Source organism: Bradyrhizobium sp. USDA 3397 (assembly GCF_054060965.1).
The window spans coordinates 4,202,446-4,222,970 of record NZ_JBSSDS010000001.1 but is presented as its reverse complement, the minus strand read 5'-3'; the positions used below and the strand labels follow the sequence as shown (position 1 = coordinate 4,222,970).

At 63.6% G+C, this 20,525-nt stretch carries 23 protein-coding genes and 2 tRNA genes; 19 read left to right on the top strand and 6 right to left on the bottom strand.

The genetic code is table 11. The features are described 5' to 3' along the window. Positions 1–73: 73 nt before the first annotated feature. Together ACVWYQ_RS19455 and ACVWYQ_RS19450 are read right to left on the bottom strand one after the other, a co-directional pair. On the bottom strand, positions 74–802 hold the full coding sequence (locus tag ACVWYQ_RS19455) for a helix-turn-helix transcriptional regulator (RefSeq protein ID WP_456726278.1): 729 nt from the start codon (positions 800–802) through the stop codon (positions 74–76). A gap of 113 nt (positions 803–915) precedes the next feature. Further along, positions 916–1,923, bottom strand: a complete 1,008-nt coding sequence (locus ACVWYQ_RS19450) for an LLM class flavin-dependent oxidoreductase (RefSeq protein ID WP_456726277.1) — start codon at positions 1,921–1,923, stop codon at positions 916–918. Positions 1,924–2,176: 253 nt separating this feature from the next. On the opposite strand from ACVWYQ_RS19450, the gene ACVWYQ_RS19445 reads away from it, so the two are divergent. From ACVWYQ_RS19445 to ACVWYQ_RS19430, 4 genes are all read left to right on the top strand, one after another. Continuing rightward, on the top strand, positions 2,177–2,680 hold the full coding sequence (locus ACVWYQ_RS19445; protein WP_271539266.1) for a peptidase associated/transthyretin-like domain-containing protein: 504 nt from the start codon (positions 2,177–2,179) through the stop codon (positions 2,678–2,680). Positions 2,681–2,693: 13 nt separating this feature from the next. Continuing rightward, positions 2,694–3,332, top strand: a complete 639-nt coding sequence (locus ACVWYQ_RS19440) for a ferric reductase-like transmembrane domain-containing protein (protein ID WP_456726276.1) — start codon at positions 2,694–2,696, stop codon at positions 3,330–3,332. 99 nt (positions 3,333–3,431) lie between these two features. Beyond that, positions 3,432–4,220, top strand: a complete 789-nt coding sequence (locus tag ACVWYQ_RS19435; RefSeq protein WP_456726275.1) for a class I SAM-dependent methyltransferase — start codon at positions 3,432–3,434, stop codon at positions 4,218–4,220. Positions 4,221–4,493: 273 nt separating this feature from the next. Beyond that, positions 4,494–4,970 carry a Crp/Fnr family transcriptional regulator gene (locus tag ACVWYQ_RS19430; protein WP_456726274.1) on the top strand — a complete coding sequence of 159 codons (477 nt, stop codon included), beginning with the start codon at positions 4,494–4,496 and terminating at the stop codon, positions 4,968–4,970. A 1,150-nt stretch (positions 4,971–6,120) separates the two neighbouring features. Here ACVWYQ_RS19430 and ACVWYQ_RS19425 read toward each other — a convergent pair. Next, on the bottom strand, positions 6,121–6,447 hold the full coding sequence (locus ACVWYQ_RS19425) for a Rid family hydrolase (RefSeq protein ID WP_456726273.1): 327 nt from the start codon (positions 6,445–6,447) through the stop codon (positions 6,121–6,123). Between the two features lie 79 nt (positions 6,448–6,526). Next, a tRNA-Thr gene (locus ACVWYQ_RS19420) sits at positions 6,527–6,601 on the bottom strand. Between the two features lie 314 nt (positions 6,602–6,915). Here ACVWYQ_RS19420 and ACVWYQ_RS19415 point away from each other — a divergent pair. The 12 genes from ACVWYQ_RS19415 to ACVWYQ_RS19360 all read left to right on the top strand — a co-directional run bounded on the left by ACVWYQ_RS19415 (position 6,916) and on the right by ACVWYQ_RS19360 (position 15,554). Continuing rightward, positions 6,916–7,104, top strand: a complete 189-nt coding sequence (locus tag ACVWYQ_RS19415; RefSeq protein ID WP_404653886.1) for a hypothetical protein — start codon at positions 6,916–6,918, stop codon at positions 7,102–7,104. Between the two features lie 39 nt (positions 7,105–7,143). After that, on the top strand, positions 7,144–8,850 hold the full coding sequence (locus ACVWYQ_RS19410) for an FAD-dependent oxidoreductase (RefSeq protein WP_456727196.1): 1,707 nt from the start codon (positions 7,144–7,146) through the stop codon (positions 8,848–8,850). A gap of 123 nt (positions 8,851–8,973) precedes the next feature. Then, positions 8,974–9,282 carry an EthD family reductase gene (locus tag ACVWYQ_RS19405; RefSeq protein ID WP_157283268.1) on the top strand — a complete coding sequence of 103 codons (309 nt, stop codon included), beginning with the start codon at positions 8,974–8,976 and terminating at the stop codon, positions 9,280–9,282. A gap of 206 nt (positions 9,283–9,488) precedes the next feature. Beyond that, positions 9,489–9,998, top strand: coding sequence for a hypothetical protein (locus tag ACVWYQ_RS19400; protein WP_404653885.1), 510 nt, complete (start codon positions 9,489–9,491; stop codon positions 9,996–9,998). Between the two features lie 152 nt (positions 9,999–10,150). After that, complete coding sequence (locus ACVWYQ_RS19395; protein ID WP_404653884.1) at positions 10,151–10,975, top strand: alpha/beta fold hydrolase; 825 nt, start codon at positions 10,151–10,153, stop codon at positions 10,973–10,975. 140 nt (positions 10,976–11,115) lie between these two features. Beyond that, positions 11,116–11,559 (top strand): DUF2948 family protein, encoded by a 444-nt coding sequence (locus ACVWYQ_RS19390; protein WP_404653882.1) that lies wholly within the window; start codon positions 11,116–11,118, stop codon positions 11,557–11,559. A 146-nt stretch (positions 11,560–11,705) separates the two neighbouring features. Further along, positions 11,706–13,001, top strand: coding sequence for a histidinol dehydrogenase (gene hisD, locus ACVWYQ_RS19385; RefSeq protein WP_456726272.1), 1,296 nt, complete (start codon positions 11,706–11,708; stop codon positions 12,999–13,001). Continuing rightward, the gene (locus ACVWYQ_RS19380; RefSeq protein WP_456726271.1) at positions 12,998–13,495 is read left to right on the top strand and encodes a UPF0262 family protein; all 498 of its coding nucleotides are present in this window, start codon (positions 12,998–13,000) and stop codon (positions 13,493–13,495) included. Before hisD ends, ACVWYQ_RS19380 begins: the two co-directional genes overlap by 4 nt. Positions 13,496–13,566: 71 nt before the next feature. Further along, positions 13,567–14,034 (top strand): arsenate-mycothiol transferase ArsC, encoded by a 468-nt coding sequence (locus ACVWYQ_RS19375; protein WP_404544135.1) that lies wholly within the window; start codon positions 13,567–13,569, stop codon positions 14,032–14,034. A 279-nt stretch (positions 14,035–14,313) separates the two neighbouring features. Beyond that, positions 14,314–14,943: a Maf-like protein gene (locus ACVWYQ_RS19370; RefSeq protein WP_157283263.1), complete on the top strand. Its 630-nt coding sequence runs from the start codon at positions 14,314–14,316 to the stop codon at positions 14,941–14,943. A 166-nt stretch (positions 14,944–15,109) separates the two neighbouring features. Then, positions 15,110–15,292 (top strand): DNA gyrase inhibitor YacG, encoded by a 183-nt coding sequence (gene yacG, locus ACVWYQ_RS19365; protein WP_225157319.1) that lies wholly within the window; start codon positions 15,110–15,112, stop codon positions 15,290–15,292. A gap of 186 nt (positions 15,293–15,478) precedes the next feature. Further along, a tRNA-Phe gene (locus ACVWYQ_RS19360) sits at positions 15,479–15,554 on the top strand. A 25-nt stretch (positions 15,555–15,579) separates the two neighbouring features. Here ACVWYQ_RS19360 and ACVWYQ_RS19355 read toward each other — a convergent pair. After that, positions 15,580–15,741, bottom strand: coding sequence for a hypothetical protein (locus ACVWYQ_RS19355; protein ID WP_271539207.1), 162 nt, complete (start codon positions 15,739–15,741; stop codon positions 15,580–15,582). Positions 15,742–16,079: 338 nt separating this feature from the next. Next, positions 16,080–16,631 carry a hypothetical protein gene (locus ACVWYQ_RS19350; protein WP_271539205.1) on the bottom strand — a complete coding sequence of 184 codons (552 nt, stop codon included), beginning with the start codon at positions 16,629–16,631 and terminating at the stop codon, positions 16,080–16,082. Positions 16,632–17,389: 758 nt separating this feature from the next. Between ACVWYQ_RS19350 and ACVWYQ_RS19345 the strand changes: the two genes are divergently transcribed. The 3 genes from ACVWYQ_RS19345 (at position 17,390) to ACVWYQ_RS19335 (ending at position 20,345) form a co-directional block, all read left to right on the top strand. Next, on the top strand, positions 17,390–18,925 hold the full coding sequence (locus ACVWYQ_RS19345) for an OpgC domain-containing protein (RefSeq protein WP_271539204.1): 1,536 nt from the start codon (positions 17,390–17,392) through the stop codon (positions 18,923–18,925). Positions 18,926–19,270: 345 nt separating this feature from the next. After that, positions 19,271–19,444 (top strand): sigma factor-like helix-turn-helix DNA-binding protein, encoded by a 174-nt coding sequence (locus ACVWYQ_RS19340; RefSeq protein WP_333919203.1) that lies wholly within the window; start codon positions 19,271–19,273, stop codon positions 19,442–19,444. Positions 19,445–19,712: 268 nt separating this feature from the next. Next, positions 19,713–20,345, top strand: a complete 633-nt coding sequence (locus ACVWYQ_RS19335) for a DUF1326 domain-containing protein (protein WP_271539203.1) — start codon at positions 19,713–19,715, stop codon at positions 20,343–20,345. Positions 20,346–20,525 lie beyond the last annotated feature (180 nt).

Here is a 20,525-nt window from a genome sequence, read left to right as displayed (position 1 = left end):
AGCATGATCCGGACAAGTGCGGTGCGGTTTTCCGAAAAGATCATGCGCAAATAACGACCCGCAGCACGACGGCTCAGGGCGAGATCATCCGGTCGCGCATGGCGATCATCACGGCCTGCGTGCGGGTGGTCGCGCCGAGCTTCTTGCAGCAGCTCTTGACGTGCGCCTTCACGGTGCGCGGCGTGATCGCCAGGGCGTCGGCGATGTCTTCGGTGGATCGTCCGATTGCGGCCAGAGTCAGCACCTCGCACTCTCGCAGAGACAGCGCGACTGTTCGTGCCTCGGGCTGGCCGCGCAGTGTCAGCGCCCGGTCGAAGGCATAAAGCGCCATGAGATGGAGAGCCGCCAAATCACGCTCCGGCAGGTCGATCGCGCGGCCGCCGAAGAATACATGACCGATGCGGTTGGCGGGTGAAGCGATCGGGACCATCACGCCGTCGTTCAGCCCGAAGTCGCGGGCGCGGCGCACCAGTTCGACCGCGCGCGGCTCCCGGATCGGATCGAACGGCGCGTCCTTGAACCACCTGAACGGGCGCAGTGTCGTCTTGCAGTAGCGCAGCGCCGGATCGTCCCAGACGTACTGCTCGGTGGAGTACATATCCAGAAAGCCGCGCGGCAGCTGATGGGCGAGAACGGCCTCGCGCAGGGCTTCGGTCGAGAGCGGCGCGACATAGGCGCAACAGAACTGGTCTGCGCCGTACTGGCCGAGCATGCGTCCCATGGCGTCCAGGACACTCGCGGCGTCGGAAAGCACTTGCACCGTCTCGATGAACTCGAAGGCGCGGCTTCGGATCATATCCATCGTTGATCCTCCGATCAGGCCTTGAGGGATCGGCGCTGCGCTACCCTTCCATATCCCGAGTTTAGGACGCCATTGCGGAGCCTGCAATCTCACGCTGTTCAGTCGGGGCCGGTTCAGCGATTAGGCGACGCCGCCAGCCGGTCCCGCACCTCCGCGGCGATCTCGAACGAGCGCAGCCGCGCCGTATGGTCGTAGATCTGCCCCGTCGTCATCAATTCGTCCGCGCCGGTTTCAGTGATCAGCGCCTTCAGCTTCGCTTCGACCACATCGGGCGACCCGACCGCCGAGCATGACAGCGCGTGCGCAACGCCGGCCTTCTCGGCCGGCGACCACAACGCGTCCATGTCCTCCACCGGCGGCGGCAACGGCCCCGGCGTGCCGCGGCGCAGGTTGATGAATTGCTGCTGCAGCGAGGAGAACATCCGCTGTGCCTCTTCATCGCTGTCGGCCGCGAACACGTTGACGCCGATCATCGCATAGGGCTTGTCGAGCTGCGCCGAGGGCTCGAAGCGCGCACGATATTCGCGCAGCGCCGGCATCATCATCTGCGGCGCGAAATGCGAGGCGAACGCGAAGGGCAGGCCGAGCATTGCCGCCAGCTGCGCGCCAAAAGTGCTCGATCCCAAAATCCACAGCGGCACCTTGGTCCCCATGCCGGGCACGGCGCGGATCGCCTGGCTCGGCTGCACGTCGCCGAGCAGCGCCTGCAGCTCCAGCACGTCATGCGGAAAGTTCTCGGACGTGCTGGCGAGATCGCGACGCAGCGCCCGCGCGGTGAACTGGTCGGTGCCCGGCGCCCGCCCGAGCCCGAGATCGATCCGTCCGGGATAGAGCGATTCCAGCGTGCCGAACTGCTCGGCGATGACCAGCGGCGAATGGTTCGGCAGCATGATCCCGCCGGAGCCGACGCGGATCGTTTTCGTTCCGCCCGCGATGTGGCCGATCACCACCGACGTCGCCGCGCTGGCGATGCCCGTCATGTTGTGATGCTCGGCCAGCCAGAACCGCTTGAAGCCCCACCTCTCCGCATGCTGGGCCAGATCGAGCGAATTGCGAAAGGCCTGCGACGCGTCGCCGCCCAGGCGAATGGGTGCGAGGTCGAGCACGGAGAAGGGGATCATGGGAGGGGCTGCCGGTGTGGAGGGGCCGCGTGACGGTGCGCGCTTGCAGGACACACATGTAGTGGCAGCGCGCAGAATAGGTAGAGCACTTGCGGGCCCCTCTTGTCAGCTCATCTGAGAGATGCACGCCGCGAAGACGGCCGTTCACAACACTGTTATTGCAGGCCCTGGCGCCCCTCGCGCCAACTGGGCGTTTTACATCTGGTATTGTAGCTTGCGGGAGGCAGCTGCGCTGCTGCCAGGAGGAACTGACATGACCACGGTCGTATTCACCCGCCGCAACCTCCTCGCTGCCGGCGGCTCCGTCCTCGCAACGGGCCTTCTAGCAACCGGCGCTCCCGGCCTTCTGCTGCCCGCCCGTGCGAGCGGCCTCGCACCGACCGAGTCGATGTCGGGCGGCGCGAACAATTACCGCAAGGGCGCGGCGATCGTGGAGCGGATCGGCAAGGGCGGTTTCTGGATGAGCGGCACCGTGCGCCGCGCCGGCGACGGGGCTCCGCTGGCCGGACAGCGCATCCAGATCTGGGCGCACACGGTCGAAGGGCGGGAGCACGAGCCGCAGAGCCACGGCGCAACGCTCACCGACAAGGACGGCAGGTTCCGGCTGGAGATGCCGCAGATCATTCCGATCTTCGGCCAGCCGCACGGCCACCTCGCCTATGACAGCGGCGAGTTCAAGACCGTCTTCCTGCGGCCGGTGATGCGGAGCGCCAAGGAGACCAGCCTCGAGGCGCACTTCGTGCTGCAGCCGGCTTGAACCCCACTTGCAGATGACGCGATGGAGATCGGCCCGGGCGCCCCTGATCTGGGTCGCCCTTGGCGTGGCGATCGGTGTGCCGATTGCGCTTGCTGCAGCCAGCGAGCAGCTGGCATGGCGCGATCCTGTCTACATTATCGCCGGCTTCGCCGGGATCATCGCCCTCGGTCTCGTGCTCGTGCAGCCCTTGCTGATCGGCGGCTACCTGCCGCGATTGTCGGCCTATCGCGGCAGGCGCGCCCATCACTGGATCGGCGGCGCGCTTGCTCTCGCGATTCTGATCCACGTCGCCGGCCTCTGGATCACCAGCCCGCCCGACATGGTCGACGCGCTGACCTTCTCATCGCCGACTCCGTTCTCTCCCTTCGGCGTGACCGCGATGTGGGCCATCTTCGCGGTTGCGTTCCTGGCTCTGCTGCGAAGGCGGTTGGGATGGCGCCCGCGAACCTGGCGCATCATCCATATTCCCCTCGCCATCGTCATCGTAGCAGGCAGCGTGGTCCATTGCCTGCTGATCGAGGGGACGATGGAGACAATCTCGAAGGCGGCGCTCTGTGCGCTCGTCCTCGCGGCGACGGTGAAAGTCATGATTGACCTGCAGGTGTGGCGGAAGCGAAAGACGCCGCGCGGGGAGAATGTCGCGCGGCAATAATCCGGCGGATCAGGTCAGTTCCAGGACTTCCCCAGTCCCATCTCTTGTGCGCAGAATGGCTCGCGCCAGGCATCGTCATCGGGCCGGGAGGATCTCGACATGGCAGAGCAGACCATTCGCTTCGACGATGGTGCCGCCTACGAGCAGATGATGGGAATCTGGAGCCGGTTCGCCGGCGAGATATTCCTTGATTGGCTGGCGCCTCCTGCAGGCTTGCGTTGGATCGACATCGGCTGCGGCAACGGCGCCTTCACTGAACTCCTGGTCGAGCGCTGCAGCCCCGCCGAGGTCCAGGGCATTGACCCCTCGGCCGAGCAGCTTGCTTTTGCGCGCACGCGACCTGCGGCGCGCGTGGCAAAGTTTCACCAGGGCGATGCGATGGCACTTCCTTTCGCCGACGCCAGCTTCGATGCGGCTGTGATGGCGTTGGTTCTGGTGTTCGTTCCGGATCCCGCCAGGGGCGTCAGCGAAATGGTGCGGGTCGTTGTCCCCGGCGGTGCGGTCATGACGTATATGTGGGACATGTTGGGTGGCGGCTTTCCGCTCGACCCGATCTATGACGAGATGAAGGCAATGGGCATTCCGGCAACGCGCCCGCCACGGATGGACGCCTCTCGCATGGAAGCGTTGCGGGACCTGTGGCGAGGAGCAGGTCTCGAGGACGTGCAAACGCGAGAGATTACGGTGCAACGAACGTTTTCAGATTTCGATGACTTCTGGGCAATCAGTCTGAAGTCCCCCGCGCTCCGGCCTTCCGTTGCCGCCATGAGGCCCGCGGACGTCGAGACCCTCATCGCGCGGGTGCGTGCAAGCCTGCCGGCGCATGCGGACGGTCGCATCACCTGCGCTGCGCGCGCGCACGCGATCACGGGCCGCCGGCCCCAATAGCTCGCACTGTGCGGCCCGTAGGATGGATAGAGCACTTGCGAAACCCATCATCTTCGCCACCGCACGAGTCTGATGGGTTTCGCTGCGCGCGGCAGTGGTCCAGAGTCGAGAGGTGAAATTTCTCGCCGCGTCATTGCGAGGAGCCCTTGCGACGAAGCAATCCAGACTGTTTCCGCGGACACATTCGTGGATTGCTTCGCTACGCTCGCAATGACGGAACCTGGCTGCACCGCTTAGCTTGCCGCAGCCTTCGACCGGGCGTAACCTCGCGCGATGACCGTCACGGCCTCCGATCTGAAAGCGTTCCTGCTGGCGACGCCGTTCTTCGGCGGGCTTTCGGAGGCAGGCCTCGACCTCTTGATCTCGATGCTGGTCGAGCGCCGCTTCGAAGCCGACGCGACCGTTGTGGCCGAGGGTGAGCCGGGACGTTCGATGTTCATCGTCAAGTCCGGCCGGCTGGCGGTGAGCAAACGCACGCATGCGGGCAGGGTCATCCCGATATCGCGTTTGGAGCCTGGCGATTTCTTCGGCGAGATGACGCTGATCGAAATGCAGAACCGTTCCGCCACTGTTATCGCGGAGGCGCCGACCGTGCTGTACGAGCTGACGGCCCAAAAGCTCTATGCCTGCTACAAGGCTGACATCCACGCCTACGTGATCGTCCTGCAGAACATCAATCGCGAGCTATGCCGGCGGTTGCGCCGTTCGGACGACCGCTTCGCAGCACTGCAAATGAAGGGCGACCATTGATGGTGCGCAGTGCGTAGGATGGGTAGAGCCCTTGCGAAACCCATCATGTTTCGTGGCTCGACAAGGAGCAGATGGGTTTCGCTTCGCTCAGCCCATCCTACGGGCTACTGAGATCCTCGACGCGCATCACGACTTGTCGTGCGCGTACTTCTCCAGGACCAGCCGATTATACTCGTCCCTGACGGCTCTGCGGGAAACATGCCCCTTCCGGTCCTTGGCGATTTTCAGAAGATCAGGATCGGTCGGCGCTTTTGACTTCCGCCGAAATCTCGCAAGGAGAGGAATCGTCGGCTCCGACATCCTTCCAAACAGGCGGTCGAACCATCCCATTGTGTCCTCCCGGACAGGTCGCGAGCGGAAAGACTATCACCATGAAATGAGGGGTCAACGTGCCGTGTGACCGCATCTTTTGAAGAGCCGCAACCGGAAGGATCGCAACGCTTCTGTCCCGTCGGGCAAAACAACGCCCCTCCGCGCAGCCCCGTCAACCCCTCCCGCGAAAATATTCCACTTTACCGAAATTCGGAATTGCGGTATCCATCGCGCATCCCGGCCCAGGGCGAGGGGCGATCGTACGTCGTCACGAACGAGGGCCAGGGTGCGGTGGACGCGGCTGCGTCGGGCACGCGGGGCGGGACCAGGGCGAGATGAACCTCGTGAGGTCTCACAGCGTGCGGAACGGACGGCGCCAACATCCGGCGAAGCCTCTTGGCGGAGCCGGAAGCTGCGTACGGCAAAACCGTGTGGTCCTGACCGTCGTTGCTACGGTCAAGCCTTGCGGAGATGCATCTCGGCTCAACCGGGCCTTGAGGCATCGTCAATTCGCGAGGTGACGGAGGCCAGAAGGAACTCGGCTCCGGGGAGAGCAGGCATAAGCCGTCAAACCACTGCGCAGGGAAGGCCGTGTGTTGGGCTTCACCTGTATGCCGCTGTGCAGTTTTCTGCGTGTGCTGTCGCACAGCGGACCGTGGGTGCCAGCCGGCACCCGGCCTTCCCTGCGCCCTCTTCATAGAAGGGGGACAAGGAAACGAGCAAAACTCGGGCGTTTCGGGCCGCGAGAATGCCGAGCCATGTATGGAAAACTGGCGAAATGACGGAACTTGCTCTTCTCGCCCGTCGCTCGAGGATCACCGGCGCGCGGCGATCGCCGTCAGCTCCAGCTTGACGCCCGGGCCGAGATCCGCAACGCCGATCGCGGCACGCGCCGGCAGATGCTCCGCGTGAAATAGCGCTTCCACACCTGGTTGAACGCGGCCTTCTCAGTGAGGTCGGCCATGAAGATCGTCACCTGGAGAACGCAGGACAGATCGGAGCCGGCTCCCTCGAGCAGGATCTTCAACTGGCGCAGCACATCCTCGGCCTGGCCCGCCATGTCGAGCCCGGCATCTTCAGGGACGATGCCGCCGAGATAGAGCACGCCATTATGCTCGACGATTTCGTGGAGCAGTCCTTCATAGGGCAGGGAACGTGTGATCACGATCGCATCCGTGGGTGCCTGCGGTCTCGCTGACAGGCGCAAGGCCAGGTTCAACAAGGCTCGCGTCGATGGAGAGAGCTGGTGCTGCCAGACAGGATTGAACTGTCGACCTCTCCATTACCAATGGAGTGCTCTACCACTGAGCTACGGCAGCATGTGCTGGGACAAGAATCGGCCGCCCGAGGGGCCTACCAAGCGGGCCGATATCTGCCACAAGCCCCCCTCCTGTGCAAGCTTGCTAGCCCGACCAAAACGAGAAAATCGGGCCGATATCGGCGCCAAAATGCCCGTTTTCGCCCAAACCGGCCGAGTTCGCGCCGATCGGGGTCTGATATCCCTGCCCAACTGGTCAGTTGGCCTGGAGTTCGGATTCGATCCATCTCGCGTTTCACATGGGCGTATCGCGTTGCCTCTTGAGCTGCCACACTTCGATGGCATCCTGCTGCCGGTTGCTGGGACGGAGCCGCGATGGCTGACGAGACTGACAAGAGCGCGAGGCAGGCGAAGGCGTCCCGGGACGACCGGCTGAAATCGGCGCTGCGCGAAAACCTGAAGCGGCGGAAACTTCAGGCGCGCGAACGCGCCACAATCACCGACCCCTCGCAGAACGACGATGGTTCCCTAAATGAGGGGGCCGCCGGCAAGACCTCTCGTTGAACGCCGGCGGCTGGAAATTTTGGAGTGCAGGCAGTGGCCATGGGGCAGGACGACACACAACGAACCGATCGTGATGCGCAGCTGCTGCGGTTCACCCGCCCCGAGCAGACCTTTCCGGCGCTGACCCCCGCCGAGATCGAACGGATCAGGCACTTCGGCGAAATCCGCACCTATGCCGACGGCGAGTTGCTGTTCGAGACCGGCAAGCCCGGGCCCGGCATGTTCGTGGTGCTGGCGGGCCACGTCGCCATCACCCAGCGCGACGGTCTCGGTCACGTCACGCCGGTGATCGATCAGGGGCCGGGGCAATTTCTGGCCGAGCTCGGCCAGCTCTCGGGCAGGCCGGCCCTGGTCGACGGCCGCGCCGAAGGCGATGTCGAGGTGCTGCTCGTCCCGCCGGACCGGCTGCGCGCGCTGCTGGTGGCCGAAGCCGAGCTTGGCGAGCGCATCATGCGCGCGCTGATCCTGCGTCGGGTCAATCTGATCCAGGACGGCATCGGCGGCCCCGTGCTGATCGGGCCCTCGAACTCCGCCGGCGTGGTGCGCCTGCAGGGCTTTCTCACCCGCAATGGCCAGCCGCATCATCTGCTCGATCCCGAGAGCGAGCATGACGCCGCCGAACTGATCGCGCGCTATTCGCCGAAGCCGGAGGATTGGCCGCTCGTCGTCACGGCCGGCGGCACGGTGCTGCGCAATCCCAGCGAGACCGAGCTCGGCCGCGCCATCGGCATGATCGGCGGGGCCAAGGACAACCGCATCTACGATGTCGCCATCGTCGGCTGCGGACCGGCGGGGCTCGCCACCGCGGTCTATGCGGCGTCCGAAGGTCTCTCGGTCGCGGTCGTCGACACCCGCGCCTTCGGCGGCCAGGCCGGCGCCAGCGCGCGCATCGAAAACTATCTGGGCTTCCCGACCGGCATCTCCGGCCAGGCGCTGGCTGGGCGCGCCTTCACCCAGGCGCAGAAGTTCGGCGCCGACATCATGATTCCGATGTCGGTGAGCTCGCTGGATTGCTCGCGCGTCAACGGCACCTTCGCGCTGGCGCTGGATTGCGGCGAGACATTGCGCTCCCGTTCGGTGGTGGTCGCCAGCGGCGCGCGCTATCGCCGTCCCGACATCGCCAACCTCGACAAGTTCGAGGGCCGCGGCGTCTGGTACTGGGCATCGCCCGTGGAGGCACGGCTCTGCGCCGGCGAGGAGGTGGCGCTGGTCGGCGCCGGCAATTCGGCCGGTCAGGCCGCGGTGTTCCTGTCGGGCCACGCCAAACGCGTGCTGATGATCATCCGCGGCGGCGGCTTGGGCGCCAGCATGTCGCGCTATCTCATCGAGCGCATCGAAGCGACCCCGAACATCGAATTGATGTTCAACACCGAGATCACCGCGCTCGAGGGCGACGAGGCCTCGCTACTGCGGCGCATCCGCTGGAAGAGCCGGCTGTCGGATGACGAGGATTCGGCCGACATTCGCAATCTCTTCCTGTTCGTCGGCGCCGATCCCGCCACGTCCTGGCTCGACGGCTGCGGCGTGACGCTCGATCGCGGCGGCTTCGTCGTCACGGGCGCGCAATCCGAGCAGAACCAGGGCAAGCTGGTCGCGCCGCTCGAGACCTCCGTGCCCGGCGTCTACGCCGTCGGCGACGTTCGCTCCGGCTCGGTCAAGCGCGTCGGCGGCGCCATCGGCGAGGGCGCGCAGGTCGTGGCCTCCCTGCACGGCTATCTCGGCGACGCCGCAAAACCGGCGCTTTAGGCAAGGACAAGACAGGCAATGGCAAGCCGAATCCGGCTTGCCATCTTGCCGACAACTACAGACTATCCCCTCGTCGCGAGGCCAATCGCGCGCGAAAAAACAAGGATTCAACGGGAGGACCAAATGGCTGAAATCGTCGTGCTGTACAAGACACCCAAGGATGCCGCCGCGTTCGACAAGTACTATGCCGAGACGCACATCCCGCTCGCCAAGAAGCTTCCCGGCCTGAAGAACTACGCCGTCAGCAAGGGGCCGGTCGCATCTCCCGCAGGTCCTTCCGGAATCCACCTCGTCGCCATTCTCACCTTCGACAGCGTCGCCGACATCCAGGCCGCCTTTGCCAGCGAGGAAGGCAAGGCGACCGGTGCCGACGTGCCGAAATTCGCCAGCGGCGGCGCCGACATCCTGATCTTCGACACCAAGAACGTGTGAAGGATCGATTCAACTTTCGTTGAATCCCGCAGATCACAAACTGCCGTCGTTTGTGACAGCGCTGCAAAAAGATCAGTCATGCGCTTGTCGATTTCGCACGACGACGCATGGCTGCGCTCGTGCATGTGACGACAAGGCAGGTGGTAATCCGATGAGGACCGTAATACTATTCTCGTCACCTCAACGCGGAGTGTAGGAGAGATGTCATGATGCTTGGCTTGAGTTTGCCCGCCCTCACGCTAATCCATGTCATCATCAGCCTGATTGCCATCGTCGCCGGGCTCGTCGTGATGTTCGGCCTGCTCGGCTCGAAGTCGATGCCGGGCCTGACTGCGATCTTCCTGCTGTTCACCATTCTCACCAGCGCCACCGGCTTCCTGTTTCCATTCAAGGAGCTGCTGCCCTCGCACATCATCGGCATCATCTCACTGGTGCTGCTCGCGATCGCCTGTTTCGCGCTGTACGGCATGAAGCTCGCCGGCGTCTGGCGTCCGGTCTACATCGTGACCGCGATGATCTCGCTCTATTTCAATGTCTTCGTGCTGGTGATCCAGTCGTTCCTGAAGGTGCCCGCGCTTGCCGCGCTCGCGCCCGCCGTGCCGCCGGCGCCGCCATCGGGGCCGGTGTTCGCCGTGGTGCAGGGCATCGTGCTGGTGTTTTTCGTCGTGCTGACCATCGGCGCCTGGCGCCGCTACAAGCCCCTTGCGTTTGCCTGATCGGCACCCCCTCGTCATTCCAGGGGATCGCGCAGCGATGAGCTCAGGTGCGCAATCGCGCACCTGAGAATCTCGATTTAACAATCTTCAGATTCCGGGTCCGCGCTGACGTGCGTCCCGGATGACGTCTCTCATTGAAAGGAGCCCCCACCATGCCCACCATCACCACCAAAGACGGCGTCGAGATCTTCTACAAGGACTGGGGCTCGGGCCAGCCGATCGTGTTCAGCCATGGCTGGCCGCTGTCCTCGGACGATTGGGACGCGCAGATGATGTACTTCGTCACGCGCGGCTATCGCGTCATCGCCCATGACCGCCGCGGCCACGGCCGCTCGGCGCAGGTCGCCGACGGCCACGACATGGATCATTATGCCGACGATCTCGCCGCGCTCACCGCGCATCTCGACCTCAAGAACGCCTTCCATGTCGGCCATTCCACCGGCGGCGGCGAGGTCGTGCACTACATCGCCCGTCACGGTGAGAGTCGCGTCGCGAAGGCCGCGATCCTCTCGGCGGTGCCGCCGCTGATGGTGCAGACCGCGGCCAATCCCGGCGGCCTGCCGAAGAACGTGTTCGACGATTTCCAGACCCAGCTCGCCGCCGGCCGCTCGGCCTTCTACCGCGACATCGCCGCCGGCCCGTTCTACGGCTACAACCGCCCCGGCGCCAAACCAGTGGAAGCCGTGATCGAGAACTGGTGGCGCCAGGGCATGATGGGCGGTGCGAAAGCGCATTACGACGGCATCGTCGCGTTCTCGCAAACCGATTTCACTGAGGATCTGAAGAAGATCAACGTGCCGGTTCTGGTGATGCATGGCGACGACGACCAGATCGTGCCATACGCGGACTCGGCGCCGCTCTCGGCCAAGCTGCTCAAGAAAGGCATTCTGAAGACCTACAAGGGATTCCCCCACGGCATGCCGACCACGCATGCCGAGACGATCAACGCGGATCTCCTGGCGTTTTTCCGGGAGTGAGGTTTCACGACTCTAACCCTCCCTTGTTGTGGGAAAGGGTGGCTCGCCGCGTAGCGGCGAGCCGGGCCAGGGCTTAACTTGTGCGGAAATTTCGGGGCTCGTGCGCGTTGAGCCCCGTCCACTCAAGGAGAGGCGCGGCGATGTCGCCCCAGCTCAAACTGATCGCGCTCGACGCCGACGACCTCGCCGTGATCTCGACCCATGTCCAGGACGCCCGCGTCCAGGCTTCCGATATCATCTGGCGGCAGGGCGAGAAACGGCTTGTGGTCGGAATGAGCCGGCTGGACTGGGAGCAGACCTTGGAGGGCCAGACCGAGCCGCGCCGGCTGGTCGCAGCGCTCCGTTTCGACCGTGTGCTCGCCTGCAAGTCGCGCAACATTGACCTCGCCGCACCGGACAAGATCCTGGATCTCGTCGGCATTGAATTTCACCCCCAGGACGGCCGCGCCGAGGAGCCCGGCGGCAGCGCCCTGCTTTTGTTCGCCCAGGGCGGCGCCATCCGCCTGGACCTCGAGTGCCTGGAATGCGAGCTGACCGACCTCGGGGCCGACACGCTGGGCACGGGAATCGAGTGGGAGGGGTGAAGCGGCCGTATACCAGCCGGAACGGGCTCAGGCCCTGGCCGGAACGGCATCTGCCGAGGGTTGACGCAGCTTCCCCGCCGCGCCATTGAGCAGGGGACCTGGTGCGACGCCCCGCCCCTCAAGACCAGCCAGAAGCCAAGCGAAACATGCCCGTTCGCCTCGACCGCAGCAGCGCCGATTTCGACCAGCGATTCGCCGCCTTCCTTGCCGCCAAGCGCGAGGCTTCGGCCGATGTCGAAGCCGCTGCGCGCGCGATCGTCGACGACGTGGCCAAGCGCGGCGATGCCGCCCTGCTCGAGGCGACGGCCAAGTTCGACCGCTTGAGGCTGGACGCATCCTCCTTGCGCGTCTCCGCCGCCGAGATCGAGGCCGCCGTGAAGGCCTGCGAGCCTGCGACGCTGGATGCGCTCAAGCTCGCGCGCGACCGCATCGAGACCTATCACCGCCGCCAGCTGCCGAAAGACGAGCGCTTCACCGATCCGCTCGGCGTCGAACTCGGCTGGCGCTATACCGCCATCGAATCCGCCGGCCTCTACGTCCCCGGCGGCACGGCGGCCTATCCGTCATCGGTGCTGATGAACGCAGTGCCGGCGAAAGTCGCCGGCGTCTCGCGCCTCGTCATGGTGGTGCCCTCGCCGGACGGCAAGCTCAATCCGCTGGTCCTGGCGGCCGCCCATCTCGGCGGCGTCACCGAGATCTATCGTGTCGGGGGTGCGCAGGCCGTCGCCGCGCTGGCGCACGGCACCGCGACCATCGCGCCCGTCGCCAAGATCGTCGGCCCGGGCAATGCCTATGTCGCCGCCGCCAAGCGGCTGGTGTTCGGTAAGGTCGGCATCGACATGATCGCCGGCCCCTCGGAGGTGCTCGTCATTGCCGATGACAGCGGCAATGCCGACTGGATCGCCGCTGACCTCTTGGCGCAGGCCGAGCACGATTCCAGCGCACAGTCGATCCTGATCACGGACTCGGCGCGCCTTGCCGCCGACGTCGAAAAGGCGGTGGAGGCGCAGCTGAAGACGCTGCCGCGCGCCGCGATCGCAAGCAGCTCCTGGGCCGATTTCGGCGCCGTCATCATGGTGAAGAACCTGGGCGAGGCCATCCCGCTCGCGGACGCCATCGCGGCCGAGCATCTCGAGATCATGACCGCCGATCCCGACGCGCTTGCCGCGAAGATCCGCAATGCTGGCGCGGTGTTCCTCGGGCCTCATACGCCCGAGGCGATCGGCGATTATGTCGGCGGCTCCAACCACGTGCTGCCGACGGCGCGCTCGGCGCGATTTTCCTCCGGGCTCTCGGTGCACGACTTCATGAAGCGCACCTCGATCCTGAAATGCGGGCCCGACCAATTGCGTGCACTGGGTCCGGCCGCGATGACGCTCGGCAAGGCGGAGGGGCTGGACGCCCATTCGCGATCGATTGGATTGCGCCTCAATCTGTCATGACAAAGCCGCCCGCACAGGACGACTCGACCAATCGCATCGTCGGCGTCACGCTCGACGAGGAATCGATCGGCCGTTCCGGGCCCGACATCGAGCACGAGAGGGCGATCGCGATCTATGATCTGATCGAGCAGAACCTGTTCGCGCCCGAGGGGGCGGAAGGAAAGGGCCCGTTCACGCTGCATATCGGCATCACCGGCAACCGGCTGATGTTTGACATCCGCCGCGAGGACGGCACGCCTGTCGTCGCGCATCTGTTGTCGCTGACGCCGTTCCGGCGGATCGTGAAAGACTATTTCATGATCTGCGACAGCTATTACCAGGCGATCCGCACCGCGCCCCCCGACAAGATCGAAGCCATCGACATGGGCCGCCGCGGCATCCATGACGAGGGATCGCGCACGCTGCAGGAGCGGCTGAAAGGCAAGGTGCGGGTCGACTTCGAGACCTCGCGCCGGCTGTTCACGCTCATCACTGTCCTGCACTGGAAGGGTTAGGGCATGGCCCGGAAAAGTGTGCAGCGGTTTTCCGACAAGGCCATGCCCTCTATCAAAAGAGGCTGAGCGCGATGGCGGATCCGCCACGCGCACGCGATCCTCAGTCGGTGCTGTTCGCCTGTGCGATGAACAGCGTGCGCTCGCCGATGGCCGCGAGCCTGTTGCAGCACATGTTTCCGCAAGGTCTCTACGTGAAGTCGGCCGGCACCAGGAAGGGCGAGCTCGATCCCTTCGCCGTCGCCGTGATGAGCGAGCTCGGCCAGGACATCTCCGGCCACAAGCCGCAGACCTTCGAGGAGCTGGAGGATTGGGAGGGACTGAATTTCGACCTCATCATCACGCTCTCGCCCGAGGCGCATCACAAGGCGCTGGAGCTGACGCGAACGCTCGCGGCCGAGGTCGAATACTGGCCGACGCAGGATCCCACCACCATCGAAGGCAGCCGCGACCAGAAGCTCGCTGCCTATCGCGAGGTCTGCGATCAGCTCCTGATGCGCATCCGGCGGCGCTTCGCCAAGGTCGGCGCGGCGAGCGGGTGATCTCGTGCCCCGGACGCAGTGCAGCGCGTCTTCGCGATGCGCTGCAGAGCCGGGGCCCATCTCATCGCACGGGCGTGGGTCCCGGCTCAGCGTCGCAGCATTTCATGCCGCGCCGCGTCCGGGACACGAGACCCTCCGTAACACCCGCGTCACAGAGAGCAGGCACAGCCGTGGCGGATACCTCGAATCACCAAACTCCGGTTCCCGGGTTGTGAAATCAGCCCCCTTCCGATAGGTTCCGCGCGCAATTCACCCCTGCCTCATCCCCCAAATCACCTGATGCTCGGCCGCCCAAAATTCGTACTTGCCTCCGGTTCGCCGCGTCGGCTGTCGCTGCTCAACCAGGCCGGCATCGAGCCGGATGCGCTCCGGCCGGCCGACGTCGATGAGACGCCGAAGCGGGGCGAGCTGCCGCGCGCCTGCGCCAACCGGCTGGCCAGGGCCAAGGCCGACGCTGCGCTGAAGTCGGTGCAGCTCGACGACGAGCTGCGCGGCGCCTTCGTCCTCGCCGCGGACACGGTGGTGGCGGTCGGCCGCCGCATCCTGCCGAAGGCGAACCTCGTGGACGAAGCCGCGCAGTGCCTGCGGCTGCTGTCAGGCCGCAACCACCGCGTCTACACCGCGATCTGCTTGGTCACGCCGCGCGAGGCCTTCCGCCAGCGCCTGGTCGAGACGCGCGTGCGCTTCAAGCGCCTCTCCGAGGACGACATCCAGGCCTATATCGGCTCCGGCGAATGGCGCGGCAAAGCCGGCGGCTACGCCGTGCAGGGCATCGCCGGATCCTTCGTGGTCAAGATGGTCGGGTCCTACACCAACGTCGTCGGCCTGCCGCTCTACGAGACCACGACGCTGCTCGGCGGCGAGGGCTTTCCGATCCGCTTCGGCTGGCTCAATACCACCGCCGTGTGAGCCCCAAGTGAGCCCAACGGCCGCGCCGACAAAACCTCGAAAACAACCCCATGCACAGTAGAATGGCCCGGCCGGGTCCGCGCCCCGGCGCATGTGCGGCTGCACCAGGAACTCGCTTCCTGGCAGGCACTTGAACCCCGTCACCCCGTGTAAGCTGCCGACATCCATGGACGACCAGGTCACCAAGCCCACCGGCCCGCTCAAAACCTGCCCGATCTGCGGCAAGCCGCAGACGCAGGCCACCCGTCCGTTCTGCTCCTCGCGCTGTCGCGACGTCGATCTGAACCGCTGGCTGAAGGGCTCCTACGTCATCCCCGGCCGTGACGACGAAACCGACGACGTCGAATAATCGAGCTATCTCAATAGATTAAGAGAGCCTCTGAGGCGGCAGGCGGCCGCAACAGCAACCCCGTCCCAGCTTGTGCACAGAGGGGCCGCGCCCGGCGCAGCCACTTGGTGAAGCCGGGTGGACAGGCCGCCTCGAGCCCACTATAAACCGCCCGCTCGATGGGCTTTGGCCCCTCTCTTGGAGCACGCCCAGGTAGCTCAGTTGGTAGAGCATGCGACTGAAAATCGCAGTGTCGGTGGTTCGATTCCGCCCCTGGGCACCACGGTTCTTCTAAGAGGCTGACTGTTCTATTCTCGATCGGTCGCTCCCTCGGGGGCGCCCCGTCGTCTGATCTCGTCCTCGATTTCTTTAAGCACATCGAGGATGTCGGGAATGTTCATGTCCTCAAGCGCGTCGCGCTTATAGCGCTCCACGATGGTCAGCTCAGCCTCTCCGGCCCCGTCTTGCATCACCATCTCCCGCTTTATAGGACAAGCAGGCAGACGAGAGCGACTGATGACGTTCTCATCGCCGATAAATGCCTAGGGCCTCGCGGTGACACGCACCTATAGCGGCCCGAATCTGTGCAGATTGACCATCTCGCCACAAGGCGATTGGGACAGCCTAGCGCTCGTCCTTGGCGCTGTGATGAAGATTGAAAGCTCTGTCGTACGTGTCGCGGGCTTCGGTACCAACGCTGTATCGGCCAGGCCACCATGAATGTGGTGGATTGTAGTTGTCGTTCTCAGCGTCTGCCTTGGCTTTTTCGCCTAGCTTCTCGGGCGTCCAAAGGGACATTGATTTATCTTTACCCCACATCCTGGGCCTCACTAATGACTTTGCTGCGGCTTATGGCGCCGGCGGCAATTTGAAACAGGGTGCCAATCGCCCAAGAGCATCCCACCAGAACGCTGAATTCATTCCGCATGGTGTGGTCAAACACAATGATGCCAACGGACAGAAACACCCCAATCGCCGCAAAGAAGGTTCCGGCCGCGCTGGCCATCGCCGCCGCATCGGTTTCGAAGCTCCATTCTCCCGGTCGTCTGACTTGTACCGTCTGCACAAGACGGCTCGGCAGATCGATGCCTAGATAGAAGCCAAACGCCCCGTAAAGCATCATCAGCAAGGCGATTTCTTCGTTTCGGAATAAATCGCTTTCCATACGCATCAGTCCTAGGGCGACGTACAGGCCGCCGGCGCCTCCAACCATGGCAAGTCCGGATCTTTCAAGGACGTGCGCCACTTTGATGAGAACGGAGCGACCGAGCCACGTGGTAGTGGAGGCTCGAGCGTACTTCGCCAACTTTTTCTCTCCAGCCGACAAAGCGCCTAGAGCAGCTGCAATGCTCATTTTCATGGTATCCTCAATTCGGCCATTTAATTGGTCGCAAGCCACGCAGGCACTGCCTGAGCGCATCGTGATGACATTCGATATCAATTTGCAGGATGACGTGTGCGCCTACCTACGGCACCGGGCTGCCATTTCATGGACGCGGCGACTTCGGTGTGTGGCCGTTCTTGAGGCAGCTCTCGGACAAAACAATCCGATCTACAAGCAACAGACTAACGCCGTATCCGTTCCCAAACCCATGAATACTTTCGCCTCGGGGCAACTCATCGCGGGACCCAACGAGGCGGTATTCAAACTGGCAGAACGAAATCTACGCCAACTTCTCCCGAGCGATGTCCGTTGAAACTTCGGATCGACACTTTACTCCGCGTTCGTGCCGACCGAACTGTCGAGCGCTACATCATGCAAGGGTCGGCACGTTCAGCATGAGCCGACAATTCATGCACGTCGAAGGCGAGAGCCGATTGAGAACAGTAAGTGGGGCTGCCAGTCGCGGCTGAGTCGGCGGATGACTCGAATAATTAGAAATTGATAGCTATTCGGAAATAAAGAGCGCATCGTTTCGTCGTGTTCGATTGTCGCGCCAGGGCGAAGCTGTACCCAGCGGGATGAAGCTCAAAGAAAGCTAGCTTCAGCGCTTTCCACCGAGCGTGGAGACCAATTGAGTTTCAATCGGCACACATTCGCCCGAGCTGAATGGCGTTTGCCCCCGGCGGCATCGCCCGCTGCGCGATATGGCGGAACTCCGGGATCAATCTGCGAGAATGATCATGGTGATGACCCGATCACGGAGCGAAACGGTGGTGTTCAAGCACCCATTCCGGATCGCAAGCGTTGAACGACGCCTACCGGCGGGCTCATATGAAGTGGTTACCGACGAAGAGTCGATGGAAGGCTTGTCAGCTCCTTCCTTTCAGCCCGTCGCCACCAAAATCATGGTGCCTGCAGTGCCGCCCCGCGATTCTTCCGTCGAGATGGTGACGATCAGTTCGCTTGATCTTTCCAATGCCCGGGAGCCTATGCGTGAGGCTCCTATCGATCTTGACAAGCATCGCGGTAGGACCTCGCCGAACACTGGTTTTCACCGAACGTCGGCGGAGATTGAATCCAATGACAAGGGATTCTTCGGTCGGCTTCTGCACCTCGCACCCAGGTTGCTCGCGACGCCCACGAAATCAGGGACGAGCGCGCTGCCGGAGCTGAACGGGCCCGGCCGCGACCTGCGCATCGATGCGTGCCGCGGTATCGCGCTTTGGTGCATTTTCTTGAACCACATTCCCGACAACATCGGAAGCTGGGTGACGCTGCGGAATTACGGCTTTAGCGATAGTGCGGAAGTGTTCATGTTCCTTTCGGGTGTGACCTGCGCGCTGGCCTACGGCAAGGCGCATGCGCGCGGCGGCTGGCCCGGCGTGCTCAGCCGTACTCTGTGGCGAAGCTGGGACATTTACGCCGCATTTCTGCTGCTCACGCTTGCTTGCGTCATCGTGGTCTACCTCGCAGGCAGCGGCGGGCTTGCCGACGAAACCAACACGCGCATTTTCTTGGATCATCCGGGAGCGACGCTTGCGCATGCAGCGATACTGCAATACCGACCCGTTAACACCGACGTCTTGCCCCTCTTCGTGGTTTTCCATCTTTTGTTCGCGCCACTGCTGTGGCTGATGCTCCGAGTGCCGAACATGGCGCTCGGCGCCTCGCTGTTGCTTTACGCGTCGGTGCATCTTTTCGGCTGGACCGTTCCGGCGTGGCCGAACAACGATTGGTTCTTCAATCCGCTTGCTTGGCAGTTGCTGGTTGTGCTTGGTGCGTGGTGTGTCATGGAGGGCAAGAGGTTCTGGTCGCGGATGAGCTCACGCACGGCGCTTGGACCTGCCGTTCTCTATCTGGCTTTCAGCCTGACCATCGCATTGGGTTGGAGCGCTAGACCAGCCGAGGGACTTGACCCACAGATCCTGACGAAGTTGCCTGACCTCGCAGGCAAATCGGACCTCGATCCTTTGCGATTGCTGCATTTTATTGCCCTTGCGATTTTGGCCGTATGGCTCGTGCCTCGCAATTGGCAAGGGCTGTCGACGCCGCTGATGCGCGGGGCGATCCGCTGCGGCGAGAACTCCCTGGCAATTTATTGCCTCGGCGTTCTGCTGGCGCTTGCCAGCCACATTGCGCTGGTCAACATCTCAGATGAGATTGCAATGCAGATCGCACTCAGTTTCTTCGGCATCCTGGTGCTGATCGCGGCCGCAACGATGCTCAGCTCGATCAAGACCAAACCAAGGCAGCGACAACCGTCTTCCTGACATCCGATTTCATCGCAGAGGATGCATACCCAAACGGCTGATGCCGCACGAGATGCAAAGCGGAATTGCTCTGGTGCACCGGTGCCTGCCGAACCGCGGGCAGAGATGATACGGATCGGTTTGGTCGAGCTGTCAGACGGGCTGCATCGCAATGGTCCGGAAGGCGACCGCACTCCGTCGCTCCCTTGCCATGTTTGAGAACCCCGCTCGCTTTCCGACATCACCGGTCCTTCATGGCAAGTGCAAAACGACCGTTGTCCCGAGGTTCCGGCACAAAGTCGCGGAACGCCTGGCTGACTTCATTCGACACTCATTACTGCCGCCGACGCGGCGAAACTGGAAGCCTTGGTCGCCGCCTTACCAATGGCTTTTCGCGAAGTGCTCGTGCTGCGTGATATCCAGGGCCTCGAACATCGCGAAATCGCCGAGATTACGGGGATCACGATCGGCACCGTGATGTCCAGGCTGTCACGCGCCCGTCAGAAGTCGATCGCTGATATGCATGAGGACAATTCCTAGCTCCGAGTTCCGGCGCCCGAGGCGGAAATCTGACGCCGGCCTCCTCCCGCCTCCCAAGATACCGGGCAATATTGGTCACTATACGAGCCCGGCGGCCGCTGATATGATCCTCGGACGGTAAACGGCAGCTCGCCACCAAACTTTTTCTGCGATGCCGGCCTTCTGATCGAACTCGATCCCGCTCGCGCCTTTTCGCATTGCTTCGACAACAACGCTGAACAAGTTCGTCAACGGCTGCCGCGTCCCCGCTCATATTGGGAGATGTGCCATGACTGCATCGGACTGGCGTCTCGAAGGCGAATGGATGAAGAACTGCACCTGCGCGTTTGGCTGCCCCTGCGATTTCAATGCACCGCCGACCCAAGGCTATTGCAAGGGATTGGTCGCCATGCGGATCGCCAAGGGACATTTCGAAGGGACCAGGCTCGATGGTCTCTGCTTTGCGATCACGGTCGATTTCCCCGGGCCGCTGCATGAGGGCAACGGGACAATCCAGCCCATCATCGACGAACGCGCCACGGCGGAGCAGCGACAGGCGTTGTTCGATATCTTCTCCGGCAAGCATTCGGCCGAAGGCACGCTGTTCCAGATCGTCAGCATGATCGTCACCAAGATCCATGATCCCGTGTTTGCGCCGTTCGAGTTCTCCTTCGACAAAGACGGGCGCGTCGCAAGACTCGTCGCCAGGGGCGTGCTCGAGACCGATGTCGAGCCGATCAAGAATCCGGTGACCGGTGATCCTCACCGCATCCAGGTGGTGATGCCCGAGGGGTTCGAACATCGGGCGGCCGAGATCGCATCCGCCGACATCCGCTCGACCGGCGCGATCCCGTTCGAGACCCGCGGTACGCACAGCTCGCTCGCCAACGTCGTGCAGACGCCCAAGGGCGTTGCGGCATGATGCGGCGCTGACACCGACACGAGAGCTCGGTGTCAGCTCCTGATCGCCATGGACAAGTCGATGGAGGGGCGCTCGATACTGGAACACTTGCTCCACCGCGACCGGCTGATCGTCGCGATCGGGACCGCCGCAGTGGTGGCGCTCGCCTGGGCCTATCTCGCTGCGGGCGCCGGCATGGAC

Excerpts from the sequence above, each read along its gene's own strand:
- ACVWYQ_RS19400 (WP_404653885.1), top strand. The coding sequence starts at position 9,489 with ATGATGCTTGGCTTGAGTTTGCCCGCCCTCACGCTAATCCATGTCATC.
- ACVWYQ_RS19345 (WP_271539204.1), top strand. The coding sequence starts at position 17,390 with ATGATCATGGTGATGACCCGATCACGGAGCGAAACGGTGGTGTTCAAG.
- ACVWYQ_RS19455 (WP_456726278.1), bottom strand. The coding sequence starts at position 802 with ATGGATATGATCCGAAGCCGCGCCTTCGAGTTCATCGAGACGGTGCAA.
- ACVWYQ_RS19405 (WP_157283268.1), top strand. The coding sequence starts at position 8,974 with ATGGCTGAAATCGTCGTGCTGTACAAGACACCCAAGGATGCCGCCGCG.
- ACVWYQ_RS19370 (WP_157283263.1), top strand. The coding sequence starts at position 14,314 with ATGCTCGGCCGCCCAAAATTCGTACTTGCCTCCGGTTCGCCGCGTCGG.
- ACVWYQ_RS19415 (WP_404653886.1), top strand. The coding sequence starts at position 6,916 with ATGGCTGACGAGACTGACAAGAGCGCGAGGCAGGCGAAGGCGTCCCGG.
- hisD (WP_456726272.1), top strand. The coding sequence starts at position 11,706 with ATGCCCGTTCGCCTCGACCGCAGCAGCGCCGATTTCGACCAGCGATTC.
- ACVWYQ_RS19395 (WP_404653884.1), top strand. The coding sequence starts at position 10,151 with ATGCCCACCATCACCACCAAAGACGGCGTCGAGATCTTCTACAAGGAC.
- ACVWYQ_RS19375 (WP_404544135.1), top strand. The coding sequence starts at position 13,567 with ATGGCGGATCCGCCACGCGCACGCGATCCTCAGTCGGTGCTGTTCGCC.
- ACVWYQ_RS19390 (WP_404653882.1), top strand. The coding sequence starts at position 11,116 with ATGTCGCCCCAGCTCAAACTGATCGCGCTCGACGCCGACGACCTCGCC.
- ACVWYQ_RS19440 (WP_456726276.1), top strand. The coding sequence starts at position 2,694 with ATGACGCGATGGAGATCGGCCCGGGCGCCCCTGATCTGGGTCGCCCTT.
- ACVWYQ_RS19350 (WP_271539205.1), bottom strand. The coding sequence starts at position 16,631 with ATGAAAATGAGCATTGCAGCTGCTCTAGGCGCTTTGTCGGCTGGAGAG.
- ACVWYQ_RS19430 (WP_456726274.1), top strand. The coding sequence starts at position 4,494 with ATGACCGTCACGGCCTCCGATCTGAAAGCGTTCCTGCTGGCGACGCCG.
- ACVWYQ_RS19450 (WP_456726277.1), bottom strand. The coding sequence starts at position 1,923 with ATGATCCCCTTCTCCGTGCTCGACCTCGCACCCATTCGCCTGGGCGGC.
- ACVWYQ_RS19355 (WP_271539207.1), bottom strand. The coding sequence starts at position 15,741 with ATGCAAGACGGGGCCGGAGAGGCTGAGCTGACCATCGTGGAGCGCTAT.
- ACVWYQ_RS19380 (WP_456726271.1), top strand. The coding sequence starts at position 12,998 with ATGACAAAGCCGCCCGCACAGGACGACTCGACCAATCGCATCGTCGGC.
- ACVWYQ_RS19435 (WP_456726275.1), top strand. The coding sequence starts at position 3,432 with ATGGCAGAGCAGACCATTCGCTTCGACGATGGTGCCGCCTACGAGCAG.
- yacG (WP_225157319.1), top strand. The coding sequence starts at position 15,110 with ATGGACGACCAGGTCACCAAGCCCACCGGCCCGCTCAAAACCTGCCCG.
- ACVWYQ_RS19410 (WP_456727196.1), top strand. The coding sequence starts at position 7,144 with ATGGGGCAGGACGACACACAACGAACCGATCGTGATGCGCAGCTGCTG.
- ACVWYQ_RS19445 (WP_271539266.1), top strand. The coding sequence starts at position 2,177 with ATGACCACGGTCGTATTCACCCGCCGCAACCTCCTCGCTGCCGGCGGC.
- ACVWYQ_RS19335 (WP_271539203.1), top strand. The coding sequence starts at position 19,713 with ATGACTGCATCGGACTGGCGTCTCGAAGGCGAATGGATGAAGAACTGC.